The following is a 22,553-nucleotide window of genomic DNA, read 5'->3' as shown; positions in this document are numbered from 1 at the left end:
CGCTGTTAATCTTGATTAGTTCCCTCTAAGCGGCATTTTTTTCCGATTTATTTTCTAAGTCGAATGACGCCGCGATGAGTTTCTTGGTGTAGTCGTTTTTCGGCGCATTGAAAATCTCTTCTGCCGCGCCTTCTTCCATCACTTCACCCTTCTGCATCACCAATACGCGATCCGAAAGTGCTTTGACTACCGAAAGGTCGTGGCTGATGAACAGGAAGCCGATGTTGTGCTTGGCTTGGATATCTTTTAGCAGGTCGATCACGGTCAGTTGTACTGAGCGGTCGAGTGCTGACGTCGGTTCATCCAACAAGATGAAAGATGGCTCAAGGATCAACGCACGAGCAATTGCGATACGTTGTCTTTGTCCGCCTGAGAATTCATGTGGGTAGCGGTTAATTGAGTTTGGCTCCAAGCGAACCTCAATCAGCGCTTTGCGTGCTCTTTCTAAACGTTCTTGTTTTGACAAGTGAGGTTGATGCACCGTTAAGCCTTCGGTGATGATTTCCCCAACAGTCATACGTGGCGATAAAGAACCATAAGGGTCTTGGAATACCATCTGAACATCTTTCTTAAGCTTATGACGCTCTTTGTCGGTCAATAAGCTGACGTCTTGGCCTTTGTAGACAATACGCCCACTACCTGGCAGCAAGCCGATCAAAGCACGGCCTAATGTGGATTTTCCTGAACCAGATTCACCCACAATACCTAAGGTTTCTCCCTGTTTTAGCTTTAACGAAATGCCTTTAACTGCTTCGAAATACTGGTTCTTACTTTGGATAAAGTGAGATTTGATCAAGAACTTCACGCGAATATCTTCTGCACAAAGCAGTTCAGGTGCGGATGCTTCAACAGGAACTTTCGCGCCTTTCGGAATTGAGTTAATCAACATGCGTGTGTAATCGTGTTTAGGGCTATCGAATAGCTCTTGAGTAAGCCCTTCTTCGACTAATTCACCTTTACACATCACCAGTACGCGGTCAGCAAAGTGCTTCACCACACCTAAATCGTGGGTGATGAATAGAATCGCCATGCCCATTTTGCCTTGTATCTCTTTGATAAGAGAGAGTACTTCCGCTTGAACGGTTACGTCTAGCGCTGTTGTAGGTTCGTCTGCAATCAGAATATCTGGTTCATTGATCAGAGCCATCGCAATCATGATTCGCTGTAGCTGACCGCCAGAAAACTCATGCGGGTATTTGGTGTAAGCCTGATCTGGCATAGGTAAATGCACAAGGTTGAACAGATCTAACACGCGCTGTTTTGCTTTTGATTTCGATACCTTACGGTGACACATAATGGCTTCCGCCACTTGAGTACCGACACGCAGGTATGGATTCAAAGAGGTCATTGGCTCCTGAAAGATCATGCCGATTCTATCGCCACGAATCGACTGCATTTCTCGCTCAGTCTTGCCAAGAATCGATTGACCTTCAAACTCGATGTCTGATTGCTCATCGATTATCGCGTTATCAGGTAGCAAACGCATCAGCGCGTTGGAAGAGACGGATTTACCTGAACCTGATTCACCAACAATGGCCAAGGTTTCGCTTGAGTTAAGGGTAAAGTTAACCTTTTTTACCGCATCAATGATTCCATCATTGGTTTTGAAACTTACGGAGAGGTTATTAACTTTAAGAATGGCCCGGTCCGACATGATATATCCTTATCAATTTAAGACATTAGGTGAAGATTGAACTTCTGACGTTGTTTTTAGTTGCCCAAAATGGTGATGGGCACGTTGAATTTGTTCTAGTTCGAGCATCCAATGCGAACTGCGCTGAGCACTGCAAAAAGCAATCAGGTGATTGAGCAGGTCTTCACTCTGCTTTTCCAATAGTCCATAGGTGCGTTGAATCAGCTCAGTGCTTTCAAGCGAGATAAATTGCATCAGTGCGTAAGACTGGTTCAAGGTATCAAAGGCTTGTTGATGCTGTCCTAAACGGTTGAGAATCTCAGATTGAGCAACGCTTGCGTCTCTCAAACCTGCAAGTAGGCAAGCAAACTGGCAGGGTTTGATATCGCTTTGGTATGCCGCATCTTGGATGTGATGTGGAAGAGAATTGAGAACATCACCATAAAGGCGTTGTGCTTCTGGCCAGTGACCTTGCTCCATTAACTGTTCAGCTTTTAGGTAGTGCATCCAGCATCGTTCAATTTCCATGTCCACATCCTCAATTTACAATATCTGAAAATGTTAATGATATTTATTATCAATTGCAAATTAAAATCATTCACATGTTAAGTTGGTGAATTAAAACCCTCGATATTCGTAAAAATGCGCTAAATTGTGTGTTATTTGTTCAGTTGAACAGCTGTGTAGCGTAAGTCACTAAATTTATAGGAAATTACATCTACACTGATTTTATCTACACCCAAGTAATGAAGGACTAAGGAGGCGGCGATGGCGATGCAAAGACTCAATACAGAACAGCTGTATCAGGTAGCGGATTTAGACAAGCTACCATGTAAGTCGACCAAAGAACTGGCTCCAATTGACGAAATCGTCGGGCAGGAACGGGCACAAAAAGCCGTTGAGTTCGCGATGTCAATCAAGGAAAAGGGTTACAACATTTATGCGATAGGGCGAAATGGTCTGGGTAAACGCACCATGATCTTGCGCTATCTGAACCGTCATCCTCAAGAAGTGCAGGAGCTTTTTGATTGGTGTTATATCGCGAACTTTGAAGATATTCGTACACCTAAGGTACTGAAATTGCCGCGTGGCGTTGGCAGCAGTTTAAAGCAAGATATTGAAAAATTGATGCGTAAACTGTTGAAAGGTATGCCTCTAGCGTTTGACAACGAGATGTACTTTAGCCGTGCTGACAGGCTTAAAAACCAATTAGCAGCTAAGCAACAAGCCGCATTAGAAAGCATTAGCCAAGAAGCGAAAGACAAGGGCATTAACCTGACGATCACCACTCAGGGTGACTACCAGTTTGTGGCAATGAATGGCGATGATCTTCATACCGAAGAGAGCTTTGAGCTGCTTTCACCGGAAGAACAAGATCAATTCGATAAAACCATTGATGGGTTGGAAGTCGGGCTGCGAACCATTTCTCGTGAATTGACGGAGCTTGAAGAAACGTACACTGAGAAAATTCAAAAGCTGAATGATGATACGGCGCGAGATGTGATCACTCACTTCATCAAGCAATTGAAGAAGGATTACAGCCAATACCCAGATATCAAAAAGTACCTAACGGCACTGCGGAAAGACATTGTCGACAACGCTGACATCTTCCTGGAAGAGAGCACGGAACAAGCAGAAGTTGCAACGGCCTCTCTGGATAAGAAAATGCCGCGTCGCTACAAGGTTAATGTGATTGTGAGCCAGAAGGAGGAGACTCTACCAATCGTGGTTGAAGAGAATCCAAATTATCACTCTCTGTTTGGCTATGTAGAAACGGCAACGTTTAAGGGCACCGTATTTACTGACTTCTCATTGATTCGCGCAGGTAGCTTACACAGAGCCAATGGCGGCGTATTACTGATGGACGCGGTGAAGGTACTTGAGCAGCCGTACGTTTGGGAAGGCTTGAAGCGTGCGCTGCGTTCGCGTCAATTGAGCTTTACTTCACTTGAAAAAGAGGTGACCTTAACGGGGGCGGTCTCACTTGATCCAGAGCCTATCCCACTAGACGTTAAGATCATCCTGTTTGGTGATTATCGTACCTACCAACTGCTGCAACATTACGATGCGGAGTTTGGTGAACTGTTCCGTGTGACGGCCGATTTTGAAGATGAGATGAAGCGTACTCCTGATTCTGAAATGCATTACGCGCGCTTCATTTCGAGCATCGTGCATGACAACAACATGCTGCATTGTGACCGCAAAGCGATTGCGCGCATCATTGAGCACAGTTCTCGTCAGGCGGGTGATCAAGGTAAGTTGTCTCTGCACTCGGCGCATATTGCAAATCTGCTTCGTGAATCTAACTACGTGGCGAGAGGCTCAAAATCGAATTTGATTCGTGCAACGCACGTTGACCAAGCACTGTCTAATCAGCAAATGCGTGTCGGACGATTGCAAGACAGCGTAATGGAAACCTTCACTAATGGTACAACGCTGATCCATGTTGATGGTCAGGCTGTTGGTCAAGTGAATGCGCTTTCTGTACTCAGCACGACCGATCATATGTTTGGCGCGCCGAACCGAATCACGGCAACCACCGCTTACGGTGATGGTGAAGTGATTGATATTGAAAGAAACGTAGACTTAGGCGGTAGCATTCACTCGAAAGGGGTGATGATCTTGTCGGCTTACCTTTCTTCCGTGTTTGGTAAGACAGCGAAAGTGCCGCTCACTACCAACATCACCTTCGAGCAATCGTATGGTGGCGTGGATGGTGACAGTGCGAGTATGGCCGAGTTCTGTGCGGTAGTGTCTGCGTTTTCTAAGCAGCCAAACCGTCAAGACATCGCGATTACTGGCTCGATGAACCAGTTCGGTGAATCTCAACCTATTGGTGGTGTGAACGAGAAAATTGAAGGCTTCTTTGATGTGTGTGAAATCAAAGGGCGTTCAAACGAACAAGGGGTGATCATCCCACGTTCGAATGTTCACAACCTGATGCTGCGCAGCGATATCGTTAAAGCGGTTGAAAAGGGCGAGTTTAACATCTGGGCAATTGACCATGTGACCGAAGCGATTGAGTTGTTTACGGGCAAAGCCGCTGGTGAACCGAGTGATGAGGGGAGCTACCCAATCGATACTATCTTCGGTATCGCTCAGGCTAAACTTAACGCGCTGCGTAAATAGCTTAATGCTTTATGTAAATTAGCTAAATAGCCATTAACCATTAACCATTAACCATAAAACGAAACAGCCATCGATATTATCGATGGCTGTTTTTTTATTCTTACAATCTCTAGCGCTTAAGCATTACGTAAACGAAGCTTGGTGCCATCGAACTTGAGCTTACCCAATAAGTTCTTCGCATTGGCACGGCCGACATCATCAAATTCGACACCATAGCGCGCGTAGTGCGTAGATTTCTGAAGATTACACACAATCCCTCTCAGTGGTGGAATCAACGGGCCGTTGTAGTTCTCAGGAGTGATTTCGATAGAGACTCTATCGGCAACCTGAATTGAACGAGCGGTTGGAGAGGTCACAAAGCGACAGCCACTTTTCGAGAGGTCTCTAATCTCACAGTTCATGCGTTGATCATCAAAGATAACTCGAGAGCTAAGGTTCACTTCATAGCGTGTCTCTTTACGCAGCTGAGTCACTTGCATCGTACTTGGTGTTGAAAGCACGATGATAGGGAAAGGTTCGCCGATGGTGTGGTGAATCTGGCATCTAAAGTGGATAAGTGCGCCTTCACCTCTTAAAGAGTAAGCACGAGCCGTCATCCAAAAACCTTCTTGGAAGAAAAAGCGTAGATCATCACTCGATACTTCCGGCACCTCAATCACAATGCAGTTATCACTGTGAGTACCGATAAATTTGGTGGTGGCAAGAAACTTGGTGCCAACAGGAGTCGAGACGTTCAACGTCAGCTCACTGCCGTGCTCAATCATGGCCAGCGCATCGGTACTGTTTATCGTAGAAATGGTGCGGTTACGAGGATCTTGAAGTGCCTGATTATGCTCCAAAGGCTTCTTCAGTGGTGCGTTCATTATTTGTTCTCCATGCGCCAACATGCGTCTGTTAGATATATTGATAACTTGCTAACAAGGGGTTATTACGTGCTAGATTTAGTAGGCGTACTTTGCATGATTTATAGAGTGCTTTTGTTTGTCGCTGATTTTATGTAAATTCGCGCACTCTAAAAATATTTGCTTTGTTTGTAAGTACTTAGTTTTATTTATATGCACTTGCGTTAGTCTATTACAAGGAACTCATACTTCAAACTTTAATTGTTTGTCGTATCAATTATTTGCAGGAGTTGAGAATGAAGGCAGTAAAATGGGTTCAAGAAGAGAACCAGATCACAGTTGAGCTAGAACCGAACCAATTCGCGGTTGTTAAGTATCAGAAGGATGGCGATGTATTGCACATTACCTCGACTCGTATTCCTGATGAACTGCAAGGCAAAGGCTTTGGCAAGGTGATGATGGAGTCGGTATTACCTGAAATTGAACAGGCGGGCTTCAAAATTGTGCCAGTGTGTAGCTACGTGGTGCACTACATGAACAGGCAAAAACAGTGGTCACATCTTCTATCCGATAAAGCACAGTAACGAGTTATATGTCTCAACCAATACCCTCAAACAACCTTGCTCAGTCACAAGAGAGTTCAAGTCAAAACCAACCTGAGCTTTATCAAAAAATAGCGACCTCACTCGGGTGTCTCCAAGGGTTTGATGTTCAAGTTATTCAACGCTTGTGGGGCGGCTACGGCGAGTTAGTTCGCTTGGTCTTTGCTAAAGGTCATAGCGCTTCTATGAACGTCGTCATCATTAAACATGTTGCGTTGCCAGATAAAGCGGAACACCCTAAAGGCTGGAATACTAAGCTCTCTCATCAGCGCAAAGTTCATTCTTACCAAGTGGAAACGGCATGGTATCAGTTCTTCACTCAACAGTGGGACGAGCGTTGTCCTATTCCTGTTGGACTGCACTGTGAGTTAGCAGAGAACGAGTGGCTTATCGTAATGCAAGACCTTACTGATATCGGCTTTCCGTTAACTTCTCAGTTCGATGTACTTATCGTTTCTGATGAATCGGTTGTCAAAGGTACTCAACCTCGCTATACCTCCGTCGAGGTTAAACAGCGTAATGCTTGCCTAAAATGGCTCGCTCACTTTCACGCAAAGCACATCCATATCGACAGAGAACGGTCGGTGTCATTGTGGCAAGTCGGTACTTACTGGCACCTAGACACTCGTCCTGATGAGTTGAATGCTTTGGCTGATTTGCCATTGAAGATCCAAGCACAAAACATCGATCGATTACTCAGACAGTGTCCTTATCAAACCTTGGTTCACGGTGACGCAAAGTTAGCCAACTTCTGTTTTGATTCAGAGAGCGAAAACGCGGCTGCCGTCGATTTTCAATATGTTGGAAACGGCTGTGCGATGAAAGACGTCGCCTTGTTTATGAGTAGCGCGATTAGACCGCAAGATTGCGCAGAGCTTGAATCACAGGTGTTAGATACTTACTACCAAGACCTGAAAGAAGCATTGGCACACTATCAACCTCAACTTTCGTTTGATGATGTTGAAAAGGCATGGCGACCAATGTTTTACGTGGCGTGGGCTGATTTCCAACGTTTTGTGAAAGGTTGGAGCCCAGAGCATTGGAAGATTAATCCTTATAGTGAACAGCTGACTCAAGCGGTTATTCAACAGTTGGAAGTGTCGAAGTAAGCTTCTTCCATCAGCTAACCAAATTTAAAAACGCCCAGTCGATGATTGGGCGTTTTTGTTTGTTTAGGGTGTGCCTAATTCGCTAAACTGGTTGGCTCAATTGTATGAGTCGCAACAATCTGATTAGCGAGTTTGAGTTTGTTGTTGAAACCCTCTTTATCAATATCTCCCATTACACGCGCAGGCTCTATTTCACCGCTGTCGGGTGAGTAAAAGAAAATGGCTGGTGGGCCGAACACATTTTTGTCGTTAAGCCATGCCATTTGTTCTGGTGAACTCTCGGTCACATCAAGTTTTATGGTCTTCCACTCTTTCAGTTTTTGGCTCACTTGTTGGTCATTAAACACATTCGTTTCAATCACTTTGCAAGAGACACACCAATCCGCATAAAGGTCGACCAGTACTTTCTGTTTAGCGTTGGCTGCGGTTTGTATCTGTTTCTCTAGCTGAGCAATCGAGTCTGTTTTTTCAAAGGGAGTAGCCGCAATAGGTTGGGCTGACTCACGGTTCGCAAGCGGGTTAAGCGGATCGGTGTTCCCTAGGAAATAACCGACAAACAGAATCAAACCGTAACTCAGTGGCAGCAGAGCGGAGAACTTACGAGTGCGCGCCCAGCCCGGTTGTGCTGCTTCTAACGCGCCGAAATGGACACCTGTTCCAATAGCAAGCAGTGCCCAGAAGATCATGATGATCGATGGAGCAACAAAACGACTCAACAACACGATAGCGACCGCCAATAGCAGCACGCCAAACACTTGTTTTACGGACACCATCCACGCACCACTTCTTAGTAACAGGCGTCCTCCACTGGCTCCAATAGCGATAAGTGGTACGCCCATACCTAGTGCCATAACAAACAGAGTCGCTCCGCCAAACATCCAATCTTGAGTCGTTGAAACGTACAGCAGCGCACCTGCTAATGGCGCACTGACGCAAGGCGAAACGACGAGTGCTGATATTGCGCCCATGGCAAAAACACTGGCGATTTTGCCACCACCAAGCTTATCTGAACCGCTGTTGAGTTTTTGCTGCAGTGCGGCTGGTAGTTGAAGTTCATAGAAGCCGAACATGGCCAATGCAAGCAGAACAAAAACCGCCGCAAAGATACTTAATAACCAAGGCTGTTGCATTGCAGCTTGTAGGTTGACCCCTTTGGCTAATGTGGTAACTAGGATTCCAGTCATCGCATAACTGGTTGCCATACCCAGAACATAAGAGCTAGAAAGTGCCGCGCCTTTCTTACCTGTCATCGCTTTTTCACCACCGATGATACTGGCTAAAATTGGAATCATCGGCAGTACACATGGCGTGAGGGACAAGCCCAAACCGAGCAAGAAGAACACAAGCAGCGCTTGTAACTTACCGGCTTGGGATAGGAACGAAGATAAGCCATTCGTGTCTTCACTGATTTCACCGAGGGTTTGAACCAGAGAGTTTGATTGCTCCTCAATCTGGGCTGCAGCTAAGGCTTCGATCATAGGTAAATCGAGCACTAACTTTTGTGGCAGATAGCAAAGCCCTTTGTCTGCACAGCCTTGGTAACGCACGATGAGTTTGCCACTTCCAGTGTAAGGTACTGTAACGGTGAGTGGCTCGTGAAAGACAACAACGTTACCAAAGTTAGGATCCTGTTTTTCTTCACCTGGCAGCGAGTATTGAGGCTCTTGTGTCGATAATGACGAATCTTCTTTGAACGAGAATCGAGATTGGTACAGGTAGTAGCCCTTGTGGGTATCAAAGCTGAATACCGCGCCTTGGTCTGTCGCTTCCCATGAGACAGGGAAGGCTTGTTCAACAGGGAGAAATTCGCTTTCTTGAGCATGCAAAAAGCTGCTAAACAATAAAATTAACGTGAGTAGGTAGCTTTTCATGAATGCAAAAACTCCGTGTTTTGGTGAATGTGTAATTGATCATCGATGTAGATAACAGCGCTGTCTTCAGGTACTGAAATATTGGGATTCAGTGTGAGAGATGTGCTGAGCACGCCCGCTTCCAATGTGGAAGAAGCAATCGCGGTAACCGATAGAATCTTCTTCTCAATATCCTGCTTCGACAAAATATGAGAGGTGGTCTTGTCGCCAAATTGCATCTGACGTTCGCTATGAGCTGAAGTCGTGAGCGCTGCGTTGGTTAGAGGCACTGCGAAAAATGGTGTCTTGTTGTCTCTTGGGTCCAACACTGCAATGTTAAATGCCGAGCCATCCGGTTTGGTTCCCAACGCATAGATGTCGCCGCCAAAATTCACCAACATCGACGTCGCCCCACGTTGTTTGCCAATCTCTACCGCTTGGTCGACGGCGTACTCTTTGATAACACCGCCAAAATCGAAGCGAGTGCGTGAATCGGGGATGTGTAGCTTTGTCCTTTGTAGAGCTGCAGTCCCTTGTAGATTGTCGGTTCCTTGTAGCTCGACGGCCCCTTCCAGCTCCCATGCTTGCTTACCTAAAGCAGAAGATAGAGCTTGGAAGGCGTGGCTGTGTAGCATCTTTGGCTTTTGTTTTAAAAGATGTTTGATGCTGCCGACCGTAGTATCAAAGGTATCGAATGTCAGTTGGCTTAATCGGTCGAGATGTTGGAATACTTCGGCAGATTCAGAGTCGAGTTCGACATCAGATGACGTTCGTTGATTAATGCATTGTGTTAGCCACGAGTCCTCGCAGTAGAAGTTATATTTGTCTTCTAAACGGCGTGTGTTTTGCTCTATCTCATCGGCGATTTCTTTCGCAGTTGCCCCTGGAAAGTTAGCTAAATCAATCGACAGGATTTGCACTTCACAGGGCACGGTCATCGCATGAAAACGATGTACAAAGGGCAGGTTAGAACTCATAGGTTGCTCCAACCGCCCACCATTGAGCTTCAAAACCGTTGCTCTGCTCGTAATACGCCGCAAGCGCATTCAAGCGTAATTTCTTATGTACCTTAATACTCGCACCCAGTTCATAAGCATTGGCTGTGAAGTTACCTAAGCGAAGGTCAGAAGTGGCATAACCTGTTGAGGCAAAAGAAGGATCTGCACTGCTTGGATCGCGATAAAAATCGGCCGCGTCTTGTGTGTACCAGAAATAGCCCGGTGCTAATGTTAGCCATTCGCTCACACGCCAAGATAATTTGCCGCCTAACTGGTGAGACATCACGCCCCAATCATCCATGAACCATTTGTATCTTGGTCGGATTTTTAGGCTATCGGACAGTGAGTAAAAGGCTTGGAGATTAATACCGCCAGAGAGTCGTGTGTCTGGTCGAGAATCTTGCCCTAAGAACACTTCGTCATCATCGATTTTACCGTCGTCATTGATATCAACTTCACGCAGAACCGTTAAATAGTGATTGCTTAAATAGCCACTGCGGTAACCCGCATAAGCGGTAAAAATGCTATATAAATTAGGCGTGAAGGTTTGTGATAAACCAGCTTCCAAGCTACCAGTGAAAATATCTTCCCAGCTCTGGCTATTGGATGAGCCCAGAGAGTATTTGCCGAACGCTTGAGTCTTATCGAAAAGGGCTGAGCCACCTAAGCTGTACGAACGGTTTTTCGCGCTGTCGGCATAGACTAAACCTTTACCATTGATACCAAGGCTTTCATAATCTTCTTCTTGTGAGGCATTACCACCGAGGGTCCATTCGTTACGTAAGGTGTCGCGATAGGTCGCGCTCAAGCTGATGGATTTTCTGGTGTCTTCAAGTCCTACTTTTTGGATTTCATAACCACTACGGTGAGGATCGTACCCCGCACGAATCACTTCGTTGGTTTTGTCTTGTGCTTGTTGAGTTTTCAAGGCGCGATTGATTTGATCGGCATTGGACGCGGGAGGTGTCGTCGGCCCCCATGCTGGTGAAGCTCCGGAAACACTGTCGTAGCTTATTTCTGCGTTTAATGTCCAATCTAAGCCGATGCTTTTCTCAATCGAAACCATGGTGTCGTTGGCTGATACTCTGTCATCGTATTCCTCATAGCTAAGGTAGTGAACAGAGATATGATCTTCAGCTAATGCCACGTTAGCCACTGCCGCTGCACTGAGCAGCGTAATTGGTAGTTTTTTCATTTTTTTCTTATTTTGTTTTTAAATACTGATTTGTTCGTTGATGGTTCGGTTAGTTACAACCACAGCCACCGCCACCAACACCACTGCCGCCGACGGAACCTTGTTTGTAAGCGAAGACCTTTTCAGAAAAGACGTCGAACTCAGGTACTGGGCCACCGGGTTTCATCTCTTTTTGAGCCAATGTGCCTTTTTCCCAAGGCTTTACTGGTTCAATACCAAGAAACTCATCGACGAAAGCCAGAGCAGAGGGTTCGTTGCTTACTTCTGGTGCTTTCTCTTCGATGACCAGTTGCTTTGCCTTGGGCTTCACCATTTCAATATTTCGTCTGGTTGCACGTTTTGCTTCTGGGTTTGAATAATCACCGCCACTTGAATAAACAGTGCTGGAGATGATCTCTTCTTCAATGATTGGGCCTTCGCTTGTCCCGCTATCGTTGGCTTGTTGTTCAACGGGCTTTTTGCCTAAACCACTAAGGTCGAGTTCCAGAGCTGCGTTTGCGGTCATTGGAATAGCGAGTAGCCCAATAAGGGTGACTTTGTTTAGCATTACAGTTGCACTCCCATCTTGGTGAGGTCGTCAGTAATGACGTCGCCAATGTGGTTAATGGCACCAAAGCGAATCTTGATAACCTTGCCTTGATAGATGTAGTAAAGCGCAGGCATGCCGATCGGCTTGAACTCGGCAATCAACGCCTGTTCAGGGTCGTTAACAACAGGGAATTCCAGCCCTAGCTGCTTTTGAAACGCCAAGCCAACATCAACATCTTCATCAACATCGACGCCTTTAAATGTGACGCCTGTGCCTTTGAGTTCGGTGTAGAGTTGATTGACTTCCGGTAGCTCTTCACGGCAAGAGACACACCACTCTGCAAAGAAGTCGATAATGGTCAGCTCATCGTTGTTTAGTTGCAGTTTCTCGATAACGTCTGGTGATAAAGAATCGCCTTCTTGATAAGCTAATGCAGGTAAACAAAGGCACAGCGCCAATAACGCTAAGGCTCGTGTAAACATGTTGTTCTCCATTGTTTTTAATTGTGTTTAAAATTCAGTGTTTCTAATTAAGAAGTGCTAATTAGATGCTTGAGTGAGTTTGATGGTTGCCGAGTATTCAACGGCGAGAATGTCGGAAAAATACTCGTTGAGTTGGACGGTATTCGTGGCACTAAACACACGTGATGGATTCCCTGCGCAACGCTCGAATTGGGCGATTCGAGACGAGCTGACGCCATAGCCGATGAAGTTCATTTCGATGCCATATTGATTGATTGCGGTAGTACAGAACCCAGCGTTAACCAGTTGGTCAAACGTGTCTCCCTCGTCAGCACCATCGGTGAAGAGCACCAGCTTTCTTCTGGTTTCAGGTACTGTACTTACGTTGATTCCCCATGCTTGTTGCCAGCTCGGGATCAGCTGTCTCACTCCCCATAACAAACCGTGAAAAGAGCGAGTGCCGCCATTCGCCGTTAGGTTGTTTATCGAGTTTTGGACGCGAGAAAAGACGCTGGTTAATGGCAGCATTGGTGAATCTTGGTTACAGTCGCTTAACCATTGGCTTGGAGGTGTAAACTTCACAGGGCGTTCTGAGTGCAGCGTCGCTAGGTTGTCGACGGTCTGTGCCGCAGAAAAATTGCCATTGCGATAGCTAAGCCCATCAATACAGTAGATTCCTGCCGCTTCTTTGGATATCCAAGGTGGGCGCTGCGCTGCGACTCCAGAGTCGAAAGGAACGATTGAAATGCTTACAGAATCTAAATCGTTAGCATTCCTACTCTGAGATTGAATCGTATTCAAAGCATCGGACAAAATGGATTTCAACGACTGGATGTTTGAACCCATCGATCCAGACACATCAAGGACTAAAACCAGCTCTGTTGGAATCGAAGAGTGCTTGCTTTCAACTACACCTTTATAACCACCACCTGTCGCCGTTACTTTTTTTGCGTAGCTTTCATATTCAAAGTTGGGCAGTAACGGTGACAATGAATAACCAAGGCTAATACGACAGCTTGATCCTTGGTTTTGTGGTGTTAATCCACTCACACCTTTTAGGGTTGGCTTATAGTACTCTTGGTAAGCCCGCATCATTGGGAGTGTGGCTGTGTCAGCAAAAGCACACGCTAATGCGGCCGAATCGGCGGCTTGCGCTGCTCGATTTGAAACCATCACTTGTGCGGAGATCATCAGGGTGCCAACAGCGATGAAAAGCGCTGGAAACAGTAACGCCAAGAATGAAATGGTCATGGAGCCTTGCTGCTTTTTAAGCGCAATGCTGCCGAATATTGGTTTAACCATAATGCTTTCCTATCACAACTGATGAACTTGAGAGTGTTTTAGGAAGATCGAGCCGCTTGTAGTCAAACGGTGTATTCACACATAAAGTGAGTTGAACCAAGGTGGATGGTCTTCCAACTAACGCAGGGTCGCCGCTTCCCTCAACGATAAGTGTCTCTAGTTGATCGATGGGTGTGTACTTTTGGCAGGTGATCCCGGCATGGATGTTCTTGTATTCCCAGTTCGAAGTAGTGGTATCAAATACACGGCTTTCAAGTACCAGCCCAATATCGCTGCGCTTGATGTCTTGCGGAAGATAACGTTCGGCGAGATCGAGAAGCTGATCCTTTAACGTATTAGGTAATCCGTTTGGGCCTTGCTCTGGTTTCAGTTGCGTTAGTGAAACGGCGTTGACTAGGTTATATGCCACGTTGTCGAGCTGAGTCTGTAGGTTGAATAAGCGGTAGGTAGCAACAAGTCCCCACAAAATGATCATGAGTGCGAGTACAACGAAGGGGAATTCAATCGCTGCTGAACCCGCTTGTTTTTTTCGAGGTGTTTTATTTGTTGTCATAACTAACCAGTACCTTTCTTTTCAAGGTTGTCATGTTGCCGATAGACTCAGAAAACTGAGTTGATAGATTAGGTAATAAGGCAAATGAAAATGAGTAAGACACCTTGTACTCGCCTAACACTGCTCTGCTTTTGGATACCGGTTTCTCATTAACTAAATCTGAGAAGTTTTCGGCGTATAGCTGCGATGGATCCAAGACGAGCTTGCTCTTATCTATCAGTGGGAACTTTGCGATAGTCTCGGCAAAAGCTTGGTCTGAAATAGGACTAATCGGCCGTGTCTTGGCCTCACGAACACCCGCATTAACGGCTACATCAAGGATGATGTTGACCAACAGCAGGCGGCAGATCTCAAAGAAACCGATGATCAGTATCAGGAACGGTACCACCAACATTGCAAACTCGACGCTCTGCGCCCCTTTCTGACGAGAGAGCATTACTGTGCTCCTTTATCAGCTTGAGCTGCAAGCTCTTGGTAATACAGGCTATTGTTGGCGTATTCCGGTTGAGATAGGTGCGCGCGAGCGATACTTTTCGCTGAATCACTGTCTCCCGAAAGAGCGTAAGCCAGTGCTAGGTTGAGTTGGAGTTTTACACTCGCTTCGCCTCGGACAAAGATCGGGTGCAGAATTCGGATCCCTTGCTCTGGCCTTCCATCGAGAATCCAAGCCATGGCTAAGTTGTTGCGGTACTCATTACTGGATGGCATCAAGCTAAGAGCATGTGAGTAAGATTCACGCGCTTTTGAGTATTGTTTATTGAGCGAGTAACTTACGCCCAAACTGTTTTGAGCAACATCATCTGACGCTTCCAATCGGACAGACTCTTCGAGAGCTGATGTGGCTTGCTCTATTTCACCTAGGGCTAACCATGCTCGGCCAAGCTCTCTGTAAATTGCACTCGATTGGTTAAGCTCGATACCACGCTGTAGGTAATGCAGAGCTTCATCATAACGACTGGCTTGATTCGCGGCAGAGCCCATCAGCAATAGCAGCTGTGGGTCATCGGGATTCGCTGCCAGCAATTTTCTATAAAGATCCATGGCACTTTCTGGCTTACCATTCATCAGCGCCACCTCGGCGACTTTCATATCTTCAGTGGTCTCGGTTTTAACATTACTAGTTGATTGGCAGCCAACTAGAATCAGCGCCAAACCCAAGAGATAAATCTTGTTCATAAGCCCCCCAGAGTATGTTTCAGGGTTAACATGATTGGCGCAACAACAATGATGACAAAAGGGATCATGATGAGTATCACCAAGGGAAATGACATCTTCGCTGGTATTTTTCCTACCCACTCTTCGAGCTCAAGAAAGTGATACTGACGACTATCAGAGGCAATCAGTTTTAATGCCTCTGCGAGAGGCGTACCGTATTGAAGCGCTTGATTCATGGTGGTCACAATATTGTTGATGTCAGGTAGCTGCACTCGCTTGTCTAGGTTTGAAAGTGCCGTTTGTGGTGAATCAAGAACCGAGATTTCAGTCGCAGTGAGTAACCACTCGCGTGATAACGCTGGAGAGATAGAACGCATCTCTTCACCGACACAGCGAAATACGGCTTCAAGTGTCAGACCTGATGCAACACACACCACCATCAAATCGACCGCATCAGGAATCACGCGGCTAATTTGCATTCGGACTTGGTTCACACGCCAATCTAGAAGGCGATCGAACAGGATGCCGACCACAATGGCGATAGCGACACATTCGGCCGCAGAGTTGATGCTAAGCACCTGGATTCGAGTGGCATACCAAGCAATAGAGCCAGTCATCATTGCCAGTAGTCTCAAGCCAAGAAAATAGATCTCGGCATTCGGGTTCAACCATCCAATGAGGATCAATTTCTGGCGTCGTGGTTTTGCACCTTGGAAACGCCATTTACTTGAAGCTGCGGTGTATTTAGAGGAGTAGCTCGATACGCGAGTCAGTCGCTCGGCTACAACATCTCGTTTGAAAGAAGATAAGTGCGCGATAAGCGTGAGTAGTAATGCACATCCCAACAGAAGCAAGGCAACATAGATCATGACGAGAACCTCTTGTTACGAGTGAGGGAGTTCAAGACTAGGGTTCCCAAGCAGACGCTGCATAACGCATAAACCAATACATCTTGTCCTGATTTTGTATTGACCAAGCGATCTATCATCGTCGGTTCCATTACCGCGATCGCGGCTAATAAACCAATTGGCAGTAGAGATAAAAACAGGGCAGTCATACGAGGCTCTGAGGTCAAGCTCTTGACCTTTTTTCTCATCGCTCGGTTGTCATGCATGGTTCGGCTTAAGCTTTGAAGAATGTCGCGCAGTTGGCCACCATTTGATTGGTTCAGGATTAACGCGACCGAGAAGTAGCGGAAACTGCTGTAAGGAAGGCGAACACATGCATCATCGAGGCTTTGGCGAAGGCTTAAACCAAGCGCTAAGTTATCGCGAATGTAAGAGAACTCACGTCCTAATAGCCCCGGCTGTGTCTCTGAAACTTGCTCAATCGCTTGTGGAACCGAAAGCCCCGCTGCTACAGCCCTAGAAATTAAGCCCAGTACATTGATGATGCCTTGTTCGAATTCCTCTACCTGCACTTTTCGGCGATACATCACCAAGAAACATGCGCATACAAACCAAAGCCCAACAGCGGCCAATAGTTGATGATGCATTGCCAGTTGGGGAAATAACATGTGATCCGCCACCGGGAAGCCTACAGCTGATAAGGCAATAAAATATTTATCCCAAACCGGCAGCAACGCATTAACTCGTAAGAAGAAAGTGTGCAGCTTGTTGTTTCGCTGGTGGTTAGTTTTTTTTATTGAAACGTCTGCTGAGAGTGATCGCTGACCACCACTGACTAACAACAAGCGCTTATTTACAATGGCTTGCTTTGAGTTCAAACGGAACAACGCGATCACGACCAGCAAAACGAAAACAGTGAGAACTAGAATCATCCGGCTTCAAGCTCCATAGCGACTCTGAGTTGAGCATCGAGTTGGTGGTACTTAGCTTTTTCATTGAAGCTCGGTACGCACTTAGCACTCTTATATTCGCCAATCAGGTTACCTTGTTGATCTTCCGATAATGGCTTGAAGGCGAACAAGTCTTGAGTGATGTATTGCTCTCCTTCCAACCCTTGCACCTCGGTGATCGAAACAATGCGCCTTTTGCCATCACGCATTCTTTCGACTTGGATAACGACATCGATGGTGTCTGCGATTTGGCGGCGTAATGAGAACAGAGGTAGAGTCGCTTGGCTCATCATCAGCATGTTTTCCATACGCACCAAGGCGTCAGTCGCCGAGTTGGCGTGCAACGTACACAGTGAACCATCATGGCCAGTGTTCATTGCTTGCATCATTTCAAAGGCTTCATCACCACGAACTTCGCCTAAAATGATGCGGTCTGGTCGCATACGTAACGCATTTCGCACTAATTCTCGCTGAGTAATCGGAGTTAAACCTTCTGCATTGGCAGGGCGAGTTTCTGCGCGCACAACATGAGGTTGTTGTAGACGCAGTTCTGCGGTGTCCTCGATGGTAATGATGCGTTCTTGAGGTGAAATGCTAAAAGACATCGCATTGAGCAATGTGGTTTTACCTGCACCAGTGCCTCCCGCAACAAGCACATTCAGGCGAGATCGCACAATAATATCGATAAGCTTAATCATCGATTTCGACATTGCGCCAAACTGCGCCAATTGGCTGAGTGTGAGCTTATTCTCGTTGAATTTTCGGATGGAAATGTAGGTTCCATCCAGCGCCAGCGGTGGGATCATCACATTGACACGGCTACCATCATCCAGTCGAGCATCGACTAACGGGTTTGACTCATCGATTCTTCGTCCGACTTTGCTGACGATGCGTCTCGCTAGGTTGAGAAGCTGCTCCTCGTTACGAAATTGAACCGCTGTCTTTTGTAATTTCCCAGAACGTTCTACGTAGACCTCACGGTAACCATTGACCATGATGTCGGTAATGCCTTGATCTTCAAGCAAGGGTTGCAGTGGGCCTAAACCGAGAAACTCATTGAGCAGTTGTTCCACCGAATGAGCGACGTCTTTGTGACCAAGCGGTAGCTGCTTAGAGATCACGATATCTGACACCATTTCGGCAATTCTAGCTTCAAGATCGGACGCACTTAAGCTCACAACAACCGATGGGTCGATCGCCTTAATTACTTCTTCATGAATAACATGATAATACTCACGAACTGAAGGTGTTGATGTCATGGATTTATGCGATAGAGATCTATTCACTTCAATCGGATCAATGGTTTGCGTGTTCTGACCAAACATTATGCGCCTCGCTTCCAAAAACGGCGGCTGCCTTGCTGCGGCTCACCCGTGACCAATTCAAGTAGAGAGTTAAAGGCGAGTTTCACTTTCCGGTTGCCTTTATGGACCGGTTGACCAAGCGATGACTTGCTCAAGAAATGGTTTGGTAAAAATGGAATCACGACATCCACAGATGTACCGAGTGATTTCTTCACATCATGGGCTGAAATCAGGGATGCAGAATCGGATTTACAATGGTTCAGCACCACAATCGTTTGTGAGTCTGCTTGGTTTTGAAGTCGTTTAATTATCTGACCTGCATTGCGGATCGAGCTGAGCGTAGGTTCCACCACAATTATTCGGATGTCGGCACTTTTTAGTGCTTCAAAGCCAACCTGGTCACGCAATGAATAAGTTGGAATGTCGATTAACAAGTAGTCTGAGCTTTGCAGGCAGAACTTTGTAAACTGATCGAATGCACTCTTTTGTGGCCAAAATGGTGTTGTGTCTAAAGGCAGATAACCAGTAAAGAGCGTGTGCTCGGGTGACACACTGATCCCGCTGCGCTCGAACACGAGGGGTTCTAATCTTTCTGGATACTGTAAAAGCTCAACCAACGCCGTGTTGCCTTCAACATTGAGTAGCAGATCCAAATCGCCCATCGAGAAATCGAGATCCATACAAGTCACTCGTTTACCGAGTTCGGCAAGCTGCTGAGATAGCGTCGCGGTAATGGTGCTGCTTCCTGAACCCCCTTTCGCACTGACAATAGAAATGACTTTTTCATGGCGTTGTTCGCTATTGAGTTGCAAAGCAGCAAACGAGACATGTTCAAGATCTTGTGATGTCACAGGATTGACTAAGTAGTCACTGGCTCCTGAGGCGAGCATTCCACGGTATGCAAGAATTTCGGTTGAATGCCCAATCGCGATAACTTGGCACCCAGTACGTTTGATCAAACGTTGCACAACCTGATTCGACTCTGAAAGATCCCAATTAAGAACATCGAGGAATAGGGTTTTAATGTCGTTCTTGAGTACCTGTCTCACTATGTCATCTTCTTGAATCGAAGAGGTCGTGATGTTGTTGATACCACATTCATTTAATGTGTATGTGAGTGCTAATGTATCGAGTTGCTCCGATGCCGCGATGAGTACCGCTAAGTTATGTACTTGATTCATTGCGAGCCTCCTAATGTGGTATTCGAAGAACCAGAGTTGGTCTGTTGGTTTTGTGCTGGTGGCGCAAAGTAATTGTCGATGCTGGACACCGCTTTTTGTCCTTGTGCGCTGTCGATGGCTTGACCAACAATTAAGTCTTTTGGATTCGCGACCATTTGTGCAAGTGCGCTCGCATTTGCACAACCAAAGTTGCGCTGAGTACGATAAGCGTTGAGTGTGGTTCTTGGCGTTTTCCCAGCGTCACAGGCTATGACTTTGGCACGGTAAGATTCCACTAAAATAGTGATGTCACCTTTACCTTCTGTTACTTCGTCTGACACCCAAATTTGTGATGGGTAGAGACCTGATTCGATAAGACCAAGCCTGACTTTTTCGCTTTGGCTTTCTCCTTTTGGAGTCGTATTTTCAATCTTGACCATTAAGTTGGACAGCGTGCCTCGACGAACAATAAAGTCAGATATGTCCGCTTGTTCTTGAGCCGACAACGTTTTGCCCGACAGTGTTAAAGTCAGTTTGTTTGTCACGGACACGACATCGACAGAAGGTTGCTGTGGTGTAAGCGTTGGAGTGCATCCCGCAAACACAAATAGAGCAGGGAGCAATAAGGATAATTTATTCATGATGACCTCAGTAATAGAACCCGTTGTCACCCAGTAAGCGAGGCTTCTGGTTGTCGGTGTAAGTCGCTTTATTATTTGATGCTTTTTGTTGATTACTTGGCCATGCCAGTAATCGTTCAACATCGCTCAACGGGATTAATCCATCGGTTGGAAGTGGCATCGAATCTGAACGCGTCGGTTGCACCAGATACGCGGTTACTATGATGATTAGCTCAGTTTCTCTGCGAGTGAACTCACTTGAACGGAATAGTGAACCTAGAACGGGAACCTCGCCAATCAATGGGACTTTCTGCAGTTGTTCGATGTCTTCCGATTTCAATAACCCACCCAAAGCAAAGCTCTGCCCACTGGCTAATTCAATGGTGGTGGACGCACTACGGGTCGTAAACGATGGGAAGTTAGTTCCGTGTATGACTTGTTGGCTTTCGATTGAGACGTTGCTGACCTCAGGGTTCACCTTCAAACTAATACGGTTTTGGCTGAGCACGGTTGGGGTGAAGTTCAGCTTTACGCCGAAATCCTTGTATTCGATTTGAGTGGTATCAGCAGTGATCAATGGTAAGGGAACTTGTCCACCCACCAAGAACTCGGCATCTTCGCCTGACATTGCGGTCAAGTTAGGCTCTGCAAGTACAGACATCATCCCATTGGTTGCAAGTGCATCAATCAGAGCAGTAATGCTCGGCTTGCCCCAACTACTGACATTAGGCAGCTTTGAAAATGAAAATTGCCCCACACCATCTGCGATCGAGCCCCATTTCACTCCCAACTTGTTGGACACATTTCTTGAAACTTCTGCGATCTTCACACGAATGTTGACCTGATTTGGCATGGTCACGACCAACTGATTGATCAGCTCATCATCATTGGATTGAGTCTGCTGATTTTGATTGGTTGAATTACTGCTGTTGTTACTGTTTCCCTGTGAATTCGAGCTCTCTTGTTGTTGGGTAGAACCGACAATAGGGGATAAGTAGCCCTTCGCTAGCGCTACGATATTGTGTGCCATCATAGGGGAGGGAACACGACCTTTAAGCCATAACTTTCCGCCCAAAGACTCCGCGTTGACTGACGCTTCTGGGAACTTATTTTTAACCAGTTCATTGAACTCACGGCTATTATGCGTGACGCGAATCTTGTTGGTATAAATCACACGCTCTTGTTCATTCAAAACGGTGATCGTAGCGCTGCCCGCTCGCTTACCGAATATCATCACCTTGGTATTGGTTAAGGTTTGGTAGTCAGCGATATGGGTGCTCGAGATGAAAATGGATTTCGCTTTCTCTGGTAAGTGAATCATTCTTGCCTCATTGATCGTGACATCAAATGTTGACGCTGCGGATGCAAAAGAGGCACATAGGCTTGAGAGCAGGAGAACACCCCACCAACGACAGATATTAGCCATTGTTATCAGCTCCAGTATTAGTTTTAACGGTTTTATTGTCGGCTCTAAATTCCACTAAACCCACGTCAGGTAGAACCTGAGTTGTATCAGGAGAAATGACTTTCAGCGTCACGGCATTTGCGTGTTGAGGTTGATCTTGAGCCTCGTTTTGCCCGCGCAACACAAGCGTTAACTTGCCTAATTGTTTAGCAAGTACCACTTGGTTTGCTTGCTCGGGTGTCACTTCTAAAGAGACACTGCTGTCGTCAGGGATACCATTTTCGAAACCATTAGATTCCCGAGCCTTTTGATAAGATTCTGCCGTTTGCTTGTTATTAAATGCCAAGACTCTTGCATCATAAACTATCGTTGTAACGTACAATCCTTGAGATGAATTGCCGTAACGAAGTAGCTCACCATCTTGTGAACCGAGTAGGAGAATATCCACTCGGTCGCCCGGTTCAATGAAGCCTGAATTAGACGTGACTTGATCGACAGGAACCGAAATCGCGCGATAGCCCGGTTGCAACTTCAATGAGAGCGAGTAGCCACCTTTAGGTTCTGTAATATCGGCCTTCGATAGCACTGAGTCTTTGACTAACTTGGTACGTGCTAGTCCTGACATCGTGTGGTCGGCAGAAATATCTTCCGGCGTTACATGGTCGATGTAGTTCTCCAACTCTTGCTGTGGAACTTCTTTCCATCGGAACGAGTTTGGAGTGTAGGCTTGGCCTATCTCAATCGTGCGAGTTGGAACCAGCACTTTGACCGTTTGCTTAGCGGCGTGTTTAGATGAGGTGATCGCAGACTCGCTATTGGTTTGGCTCAACAGTAAAACGGACAATCCGAGCACCGAGCAAAATAACGACAGCAACATGAGTCGCTTGGCAGTCATAACTATTCCTTTA

At 46.3% G+C, this 22,553-nt stretch carries 22 protein-coding genes; 3 read left to right on the top strand and 19 right to left on the bottom strand.

Annotated elements, in window-relative coordinates:
• Positions 1-25 precede the first annotated feature (25 nt).
• Together ITG10_RS17940 and ITG10_RS17935 are read right to left on the bottom strand one after the other, a co-directional pair.
• The gene (locus tag ITG10_RS17940) at positions 26-1,654 is read right to left on the bottom strand and encodes an ABC transporter ATP-binding protein (RefSeq protein WP_248387044.1); all 1,629 of its coding nucleotides are present in this window, start codon (positions 1,652-1,654) and stop codon (positions 26-28) included.
• A 12-nt stretch (positions 1,655-1,666) separates the two neighbouring features.
• Complete coding sequence (locus ITG10_RS17935; protein ID WP_019826219.1) at positions 1,667-2,161, bottom strand: hypothetical protein; 495 nt, start codon at positions 2,159-2,161, stop codon at positions 1,667-1,669.
• 240 nt (positions 2,162-2,401) lie between these two features.
• On the opposite strand from ITG10_RS17935, the gene ITG10_RS17930 reads away from it, so the two are divergent.
• Positions 2,402-4,762 (top strand): ATP-binding protein, encoded by a 2,361-nt coding sequence (locus ITG10_RS17930; RefSeq protein ID WP_017631095.1) that lies wholly within the window; start codon positions 2,402-2,404, stop codon positions 4,760-4,762.
• A gap of 116 nt (positions 4,763-4,878) precedes the next feature.
• Here the strand turns inward: ITG10_RS17930 and ITG10_RS17925 are convergent, their stop codons facing one another.
• Positions 4,879-5,625 (bottom strand): flagellar brake protein, encoded by a 747-nt coding sequence (locus ITG10_RS17925; protein WP_017631094.1) that lies wholly within the window; start codon positions 5,623-5,625, stop codon positions 4,879-4,881.
• 275 nt (positions 5,626-5,900) lie between these two features.
• Here ITG10_RS17925 and ITG10_RS17920 point away from each other — a divergent pair, with 275 nt between their 5' ends.
• Positions 5,901-6,188: a GNAT family N-acetyltransferase gene (locus ITG10_RS17920; RefSeq protein ID WP_017631093.1), complete on the top strand. Its 288-nt coding sequence runs from the start codon at positions 5,901-5,903 to the stop codon at positions 6,186-6,188.
• A gap of 8 nt (positions 6,189-6,196) precedes the next feature.
• Entirely contained in the window at positions 6,197-7,315 is a 1,119-nt protein-coding gene (locus ITG10_RS17915) for a phosphotransferase (RefSeq protein ID WP_017631092.1), read from the top strand.
• Between the two features lie 74 nt (positions 7,316-7,389).
• On the opposite strand, the gene dsbD is transcribed toward ITG10_RS17915, so the two are convergent.
• The 16 genes from dsbD to cpaB are packed head-to-tail and all read right to left on the bottom strand — an operon-like array spanning position 7,390 to position 22,540.
• Positions 7,390-9,186, bottom strand: a complete 1,797-nt coding sequence (gene dsbD / locus ITG10_RS17910; RefSeq protein ID WP_017631091.1) for a protein-disulfide reductase DsbD — start codon at positions 9,184-9,186, stop codon at positions 7,390-7,392.
• Positions 9,183-10,142: an FAD:protein FMN transferase gene (locus ITG10_RS17905; protein WP_248387043.1), complete on the bottom strand. Its 960-nt coding sequence runs from the start codon at positions 10,140-10,142 to the stop codon at positions 9,183-9,185. Before ITG10_RS17905 ends, dsbD begins: the two co-directional genes overlap by 4 nt.
• Positions 10,132-11,358 carry a DUF3570 domain-containing protein gene (locus ITG10_RS17900; protein ID WP_017631090.1) on the bottom strand — a complete coding sequence of 409 codons (1,227 nt, stop codon included), beginning with the start codon at positions 11,356-11,358 and terminating at the stop codon, positions 10,132-10,134. Before ITG10_RS17900 ends, ITG10_RS17905 begins: the two co-directional genes overlap by 11 nt.
• 49 nt (positions 11,359-11,407) lie before the next feature.
• A complete protein-coding gene (locus tag ITG10_RS17895; protein WP_017631089.1) occupies positions 11,408-11,905 on the bottom strand; it encodes a DUF4266 domain-containing protein in 498 nt (165 codons plus the stop codon).
• Complete coding sequence (locus ITG10_RS17890; protein WP_017631088.1) at positions 11,905-12,369, bottom strand: TlpA disulfide reductase family protein; 465 nt, start codon at positions 12,367-12,369, stop codon at positions 11,905-11,907. Before ITG10_RS17890 ends, ITG10_RS17895 begins: the two co-directional genes overlap by 1 nt.
• A 57-nt stretch (positions 12,370-12,426) precedes the next feature.
• Entirely contained in the window at positions 12,427-13,650 is a 1,224-nt protein-coding gene (locus tag ITG10_RS17885) for a VWA domain-containing protein (RefSeq protein ID WP_248387042.1), read from the bottom strand.
• Positions 13,643-14,203, bottom strand: a complete 561-nt coding sequence (tadF, locus tag ITG10_RS17880; protein ID WP_017631087.1) for a tight adherence pilus pseudopilin TadF — start codon at positions 14,201-14,203, stop codon at positions 13,643-13,645. Before tadF ends, ITG10_RS17885 begins: the two co-directional genes overlap by 8 nt.
• Positions 14,190-14,639, bottom strand: a complete 450-nt coding sequence (locus tag ITG10_RS17875; protein ID WP_017631086.1) for a TadE family protein — start codon at positions 14,637-14,639, stop codon at positions 14,190-14,192. The genes tadF and ITG10_RS17875 overlap by 14 nt, the downstream gene beginning before the upstream one ends.
• Entirely contained in the window at positions 14,639-15,379 is a 741-nt protein-coding gene (locus tag ITG10_RS17870) for a tetratricopeptide repeat protein (RefSeq protein WP_017631085.1), read from the bottom strand. The genes ITG10_RS17875 and ITG10_RS17870 overlap by 1 nt, the downstream gene beginning before the upstream one ends.
• A complete protein-coding gene (locus ITG10_RS17865; RefSeq protein ID WP_017631084.1) occupies positions 15,376-16,227 on the bottom strand; it encodes a type II secretion system F family protein in 852 nt (283 codons plus the stop codon). The genes ITG10_RS17870 and ITG10_RS17865 overlap by 4 nt, the downstream gene beginning before the upstream one ends.
• On the bottom strand, positions 16,224-17,138 hold the full coding sequence (locus ITG10_RS17860; protein ID WP_017631083.1) for a type II secretion system F family protein: 915 nt from the start codon (positions 17,136-17,138) through the stop codon (positions 16,224-16,226). Before ITG10_RS17860 ends, ITG10_RS17865 begins: the two co-directional genes overlap by 4 nt.
• Complete coding sequence (locus ITG10_RS17855) at positions 17,135-18,481, bottom strand: CpaF family protein (RefSeq protein WP_017631082.1); 1,347 nt, start codon at positions 18,479-18,481, stop codon at positions 17,135-17,137. The genes ITG10_RS17860 and ITG10_RS17855 overlap by 4 nt, the downstream gene beginning before the upstream one ends.
• On the bottom strand, positions 18,481-19,641 hold the full coding sequence (locus ITG10_RS17850) for an AAA family ATPase (RefSeq protein WP_017631081.1): 1,161 nt from the start codon (positions 19,639-19,641) through the stop codon (positions 18,481-18,483). Before ITG10_RS17850 ends, ITG10_RS17855 begins: the two co-directional genes overlap by 1 nt.
• Entirely contained in the window at positions 19,638-20,261 is a 624-nt protein-coding gene (locus tag ITG10_RS17845; protein WP_017631080.1) for a CpaD family pilus assembly lipoprotein, read from the bottom strand. The genes ITG10_RS17850 and ITG10_RS17845 overlap by 4 nt, the downstream gene beginning before the upstream one ends.
• Positions 20,262-20,268: 7 nt before the next feature.
• Positions 20,269-21,666, bottom strand: coding sequence for a type II and III secretion system protein family protein (locus ITG10_RS17840; RefSeq protein WP_017631079.1), 1,398 nt, complete (start codon positions 21,664-21,666; stop codon positions 20,269-20,271).
• On the bottom strand, positions 21,659-22,540 hold the full coding sequence (gene cpaB, locus ITG10_RS17835) for a Flp pilus assembly protein CpaB (protein ID WP_017631078.1): 882 nt from the start codon (positions 22,538-22,540) through the stop codon (positions 21,659-21,661). Before cpaB ends, ITG10_RS17840 begins: the two co-directional genes overlap by 8 nt.
• Between the last annotated feature and the right edge of the window lie 13 nt (positions 22,541-22,553).

It is taken from the genome of Vibrio sp. ED004 (assembly GCF_023206395.1).
Taxonomy (GTDB): Bacteria; Pseudomonadota; Gammaproteobacteria; order Enterobacterales; family Vibrionaceae; genus Vibrio.
This window is presented reverse-complemented; position numbering and strand designations above follow the sequence as displayed.

Coding starts and splice junctions, on each gene's coding strand:
- cpaB (WP_017631078.1), bottom strand. CDS start 22,540: ATGACTGCCAAGCGACTCATGTTGCTGTCGTTATTTTGCTCGGTGCTC.
- ITG10_RS17900 (WP_017631090.1), bottom strand. CDS start 11,358: ATGAAAAAACTACCAATTACGCTGCTCAGTGCAGCGGCAGTGGCTAAC.
- ITG10_RS17840 (WP_017631079.1), bottom strand. CDS start 21,666: ATGGCTAATATCTGTCGTTGGTGGGGTGTTCTCCTGCTCTCAAGCCTA.
- ITG10_RS17885 (WP_248387042.1), bottom strand. CDS start 13,650: ATGGTTAAACCAATATTCGGCAGCATTGCGCTTAAAAAGCAGCAAGGC.
- ITG10_RS17850 (WP_017631081.1), bottom strand. CDS start 19,641: ATGAATCAAGTACATAACTTAGCGGTACTCATCGCGGCATCGGAGCAA.
- tadF (WP_017631087.1), bottom strand. CDS start 14,203: ATGACAACAAATAAAACACCTCGAAAAAAACAAGCGGGTTCAGCAGCG.
- ITG10_RS17875 (WP_017631086.1), bottom strand. CDS start 14,639: ATGCTCTCTCGTCAGAAAGGGGCGCAGAGCGTCGAGTTTGCAATGTTG.
- ITG10_RS17930 (WP_017631095.1), top strand. CDS start 2,402: ATGGCGATGCAAAGACTCAATACAGAACAGCTGTATCAGGTAGCGGAT.
- ITG10_RS17860 (WP_017631083.1), bottom strand. CDS start 17,138: ATGATTCTAGTTCTCACTGTTTTCGTTTTGCTGGTCGTGATCGCGTTG.
- ITG10_RS17915 (WP_017631092.1), top strand. CDS start 6,197: ATGTCTCAACCAATACCCTCAAACAACCTTGCTCAGTCACAAGAGAGT.
- ITG10_RS17940 (WP_248387044.1), bottom strand. CDS start 1,654: ATGTCGGACCGGGCCATTCTTAAAGTTAATAACCTCTCCGTAAGTTTC.
- ITG10_RS17895 (WP_017631089.1), bottom strand. CDS start 11,905: ATGCTAAACAAAGTCACCCTTATTGGGCTACTCGCTATTCCAATGACC.
- ITG10_RS17935 (WP_019826219.1), bottom strand. CDS start 2,161: ATGGAAATTGAACGATGCTGGATGCACTACCTAAAAGCTGAACAGTTA.
- ITG10_RS17925 (WP_017631094.1), bottom strand. CDS start 5,625: ATGAACGCACCACTGAAGAAGCCTTTGGAGCATAATCAGGCACTTCAA.
- ITG10_RS17845 (WP_017631080.1), bottom strand. CDS start 20,261: ATGAATAAATTATCCTTATTGCTCCCTGCTCTATTTGTGTTTGCGGGA.
- ITG10_RS17920 (WP_017631093.1), top strand. CDS start 5,901: ATGAAGGCAGTAAAATGGGTTCAAGAAGAGAACCAGATCACAGTTGAG.
- ITG10_RS17890 (WP_017631088.1), bottom strand. CDS start 12,369: ATGTTTACACGAGCCTTAGCGTTATTGGCGCTGTGCCTTTGTTTACCT.
- ITG10_RS17855 (WP_017631082.1), bottom strand. CDS start 18,481: ATGTTTGGTCAGAACACGCAAACCATTGATCCGATTGAAGTGAATAGA.
- ITG10_RS17865 (WP_017631084.1), bottom strand. CDS start 16,227: ATGATCTATGTTGCCTTGCTTCTGTTGGGATGTGCATTACTACTCACG.
- dsbD (WP_017631091.1), bottom strand. CDS start 9,186: ATGAAAAGCTACCTACTCACGTTAATTTTATTGTTTAGCAGCTTTTTG.
- ITG10_RS17870 (WP_017631085.1), bottom strand. CDS start 15,379: ATGAACAAGATTTATCTCTTGGGTTTGGCGCTGATTCTAGTTGGCTGC.
- ITG10_RS17905 (WP_248387043.1), bottom strand. CDS start 10,142: ATGAGTTCTAACCTGCCCTTTGTACATCGTTTTCATGCGATGACCGTG.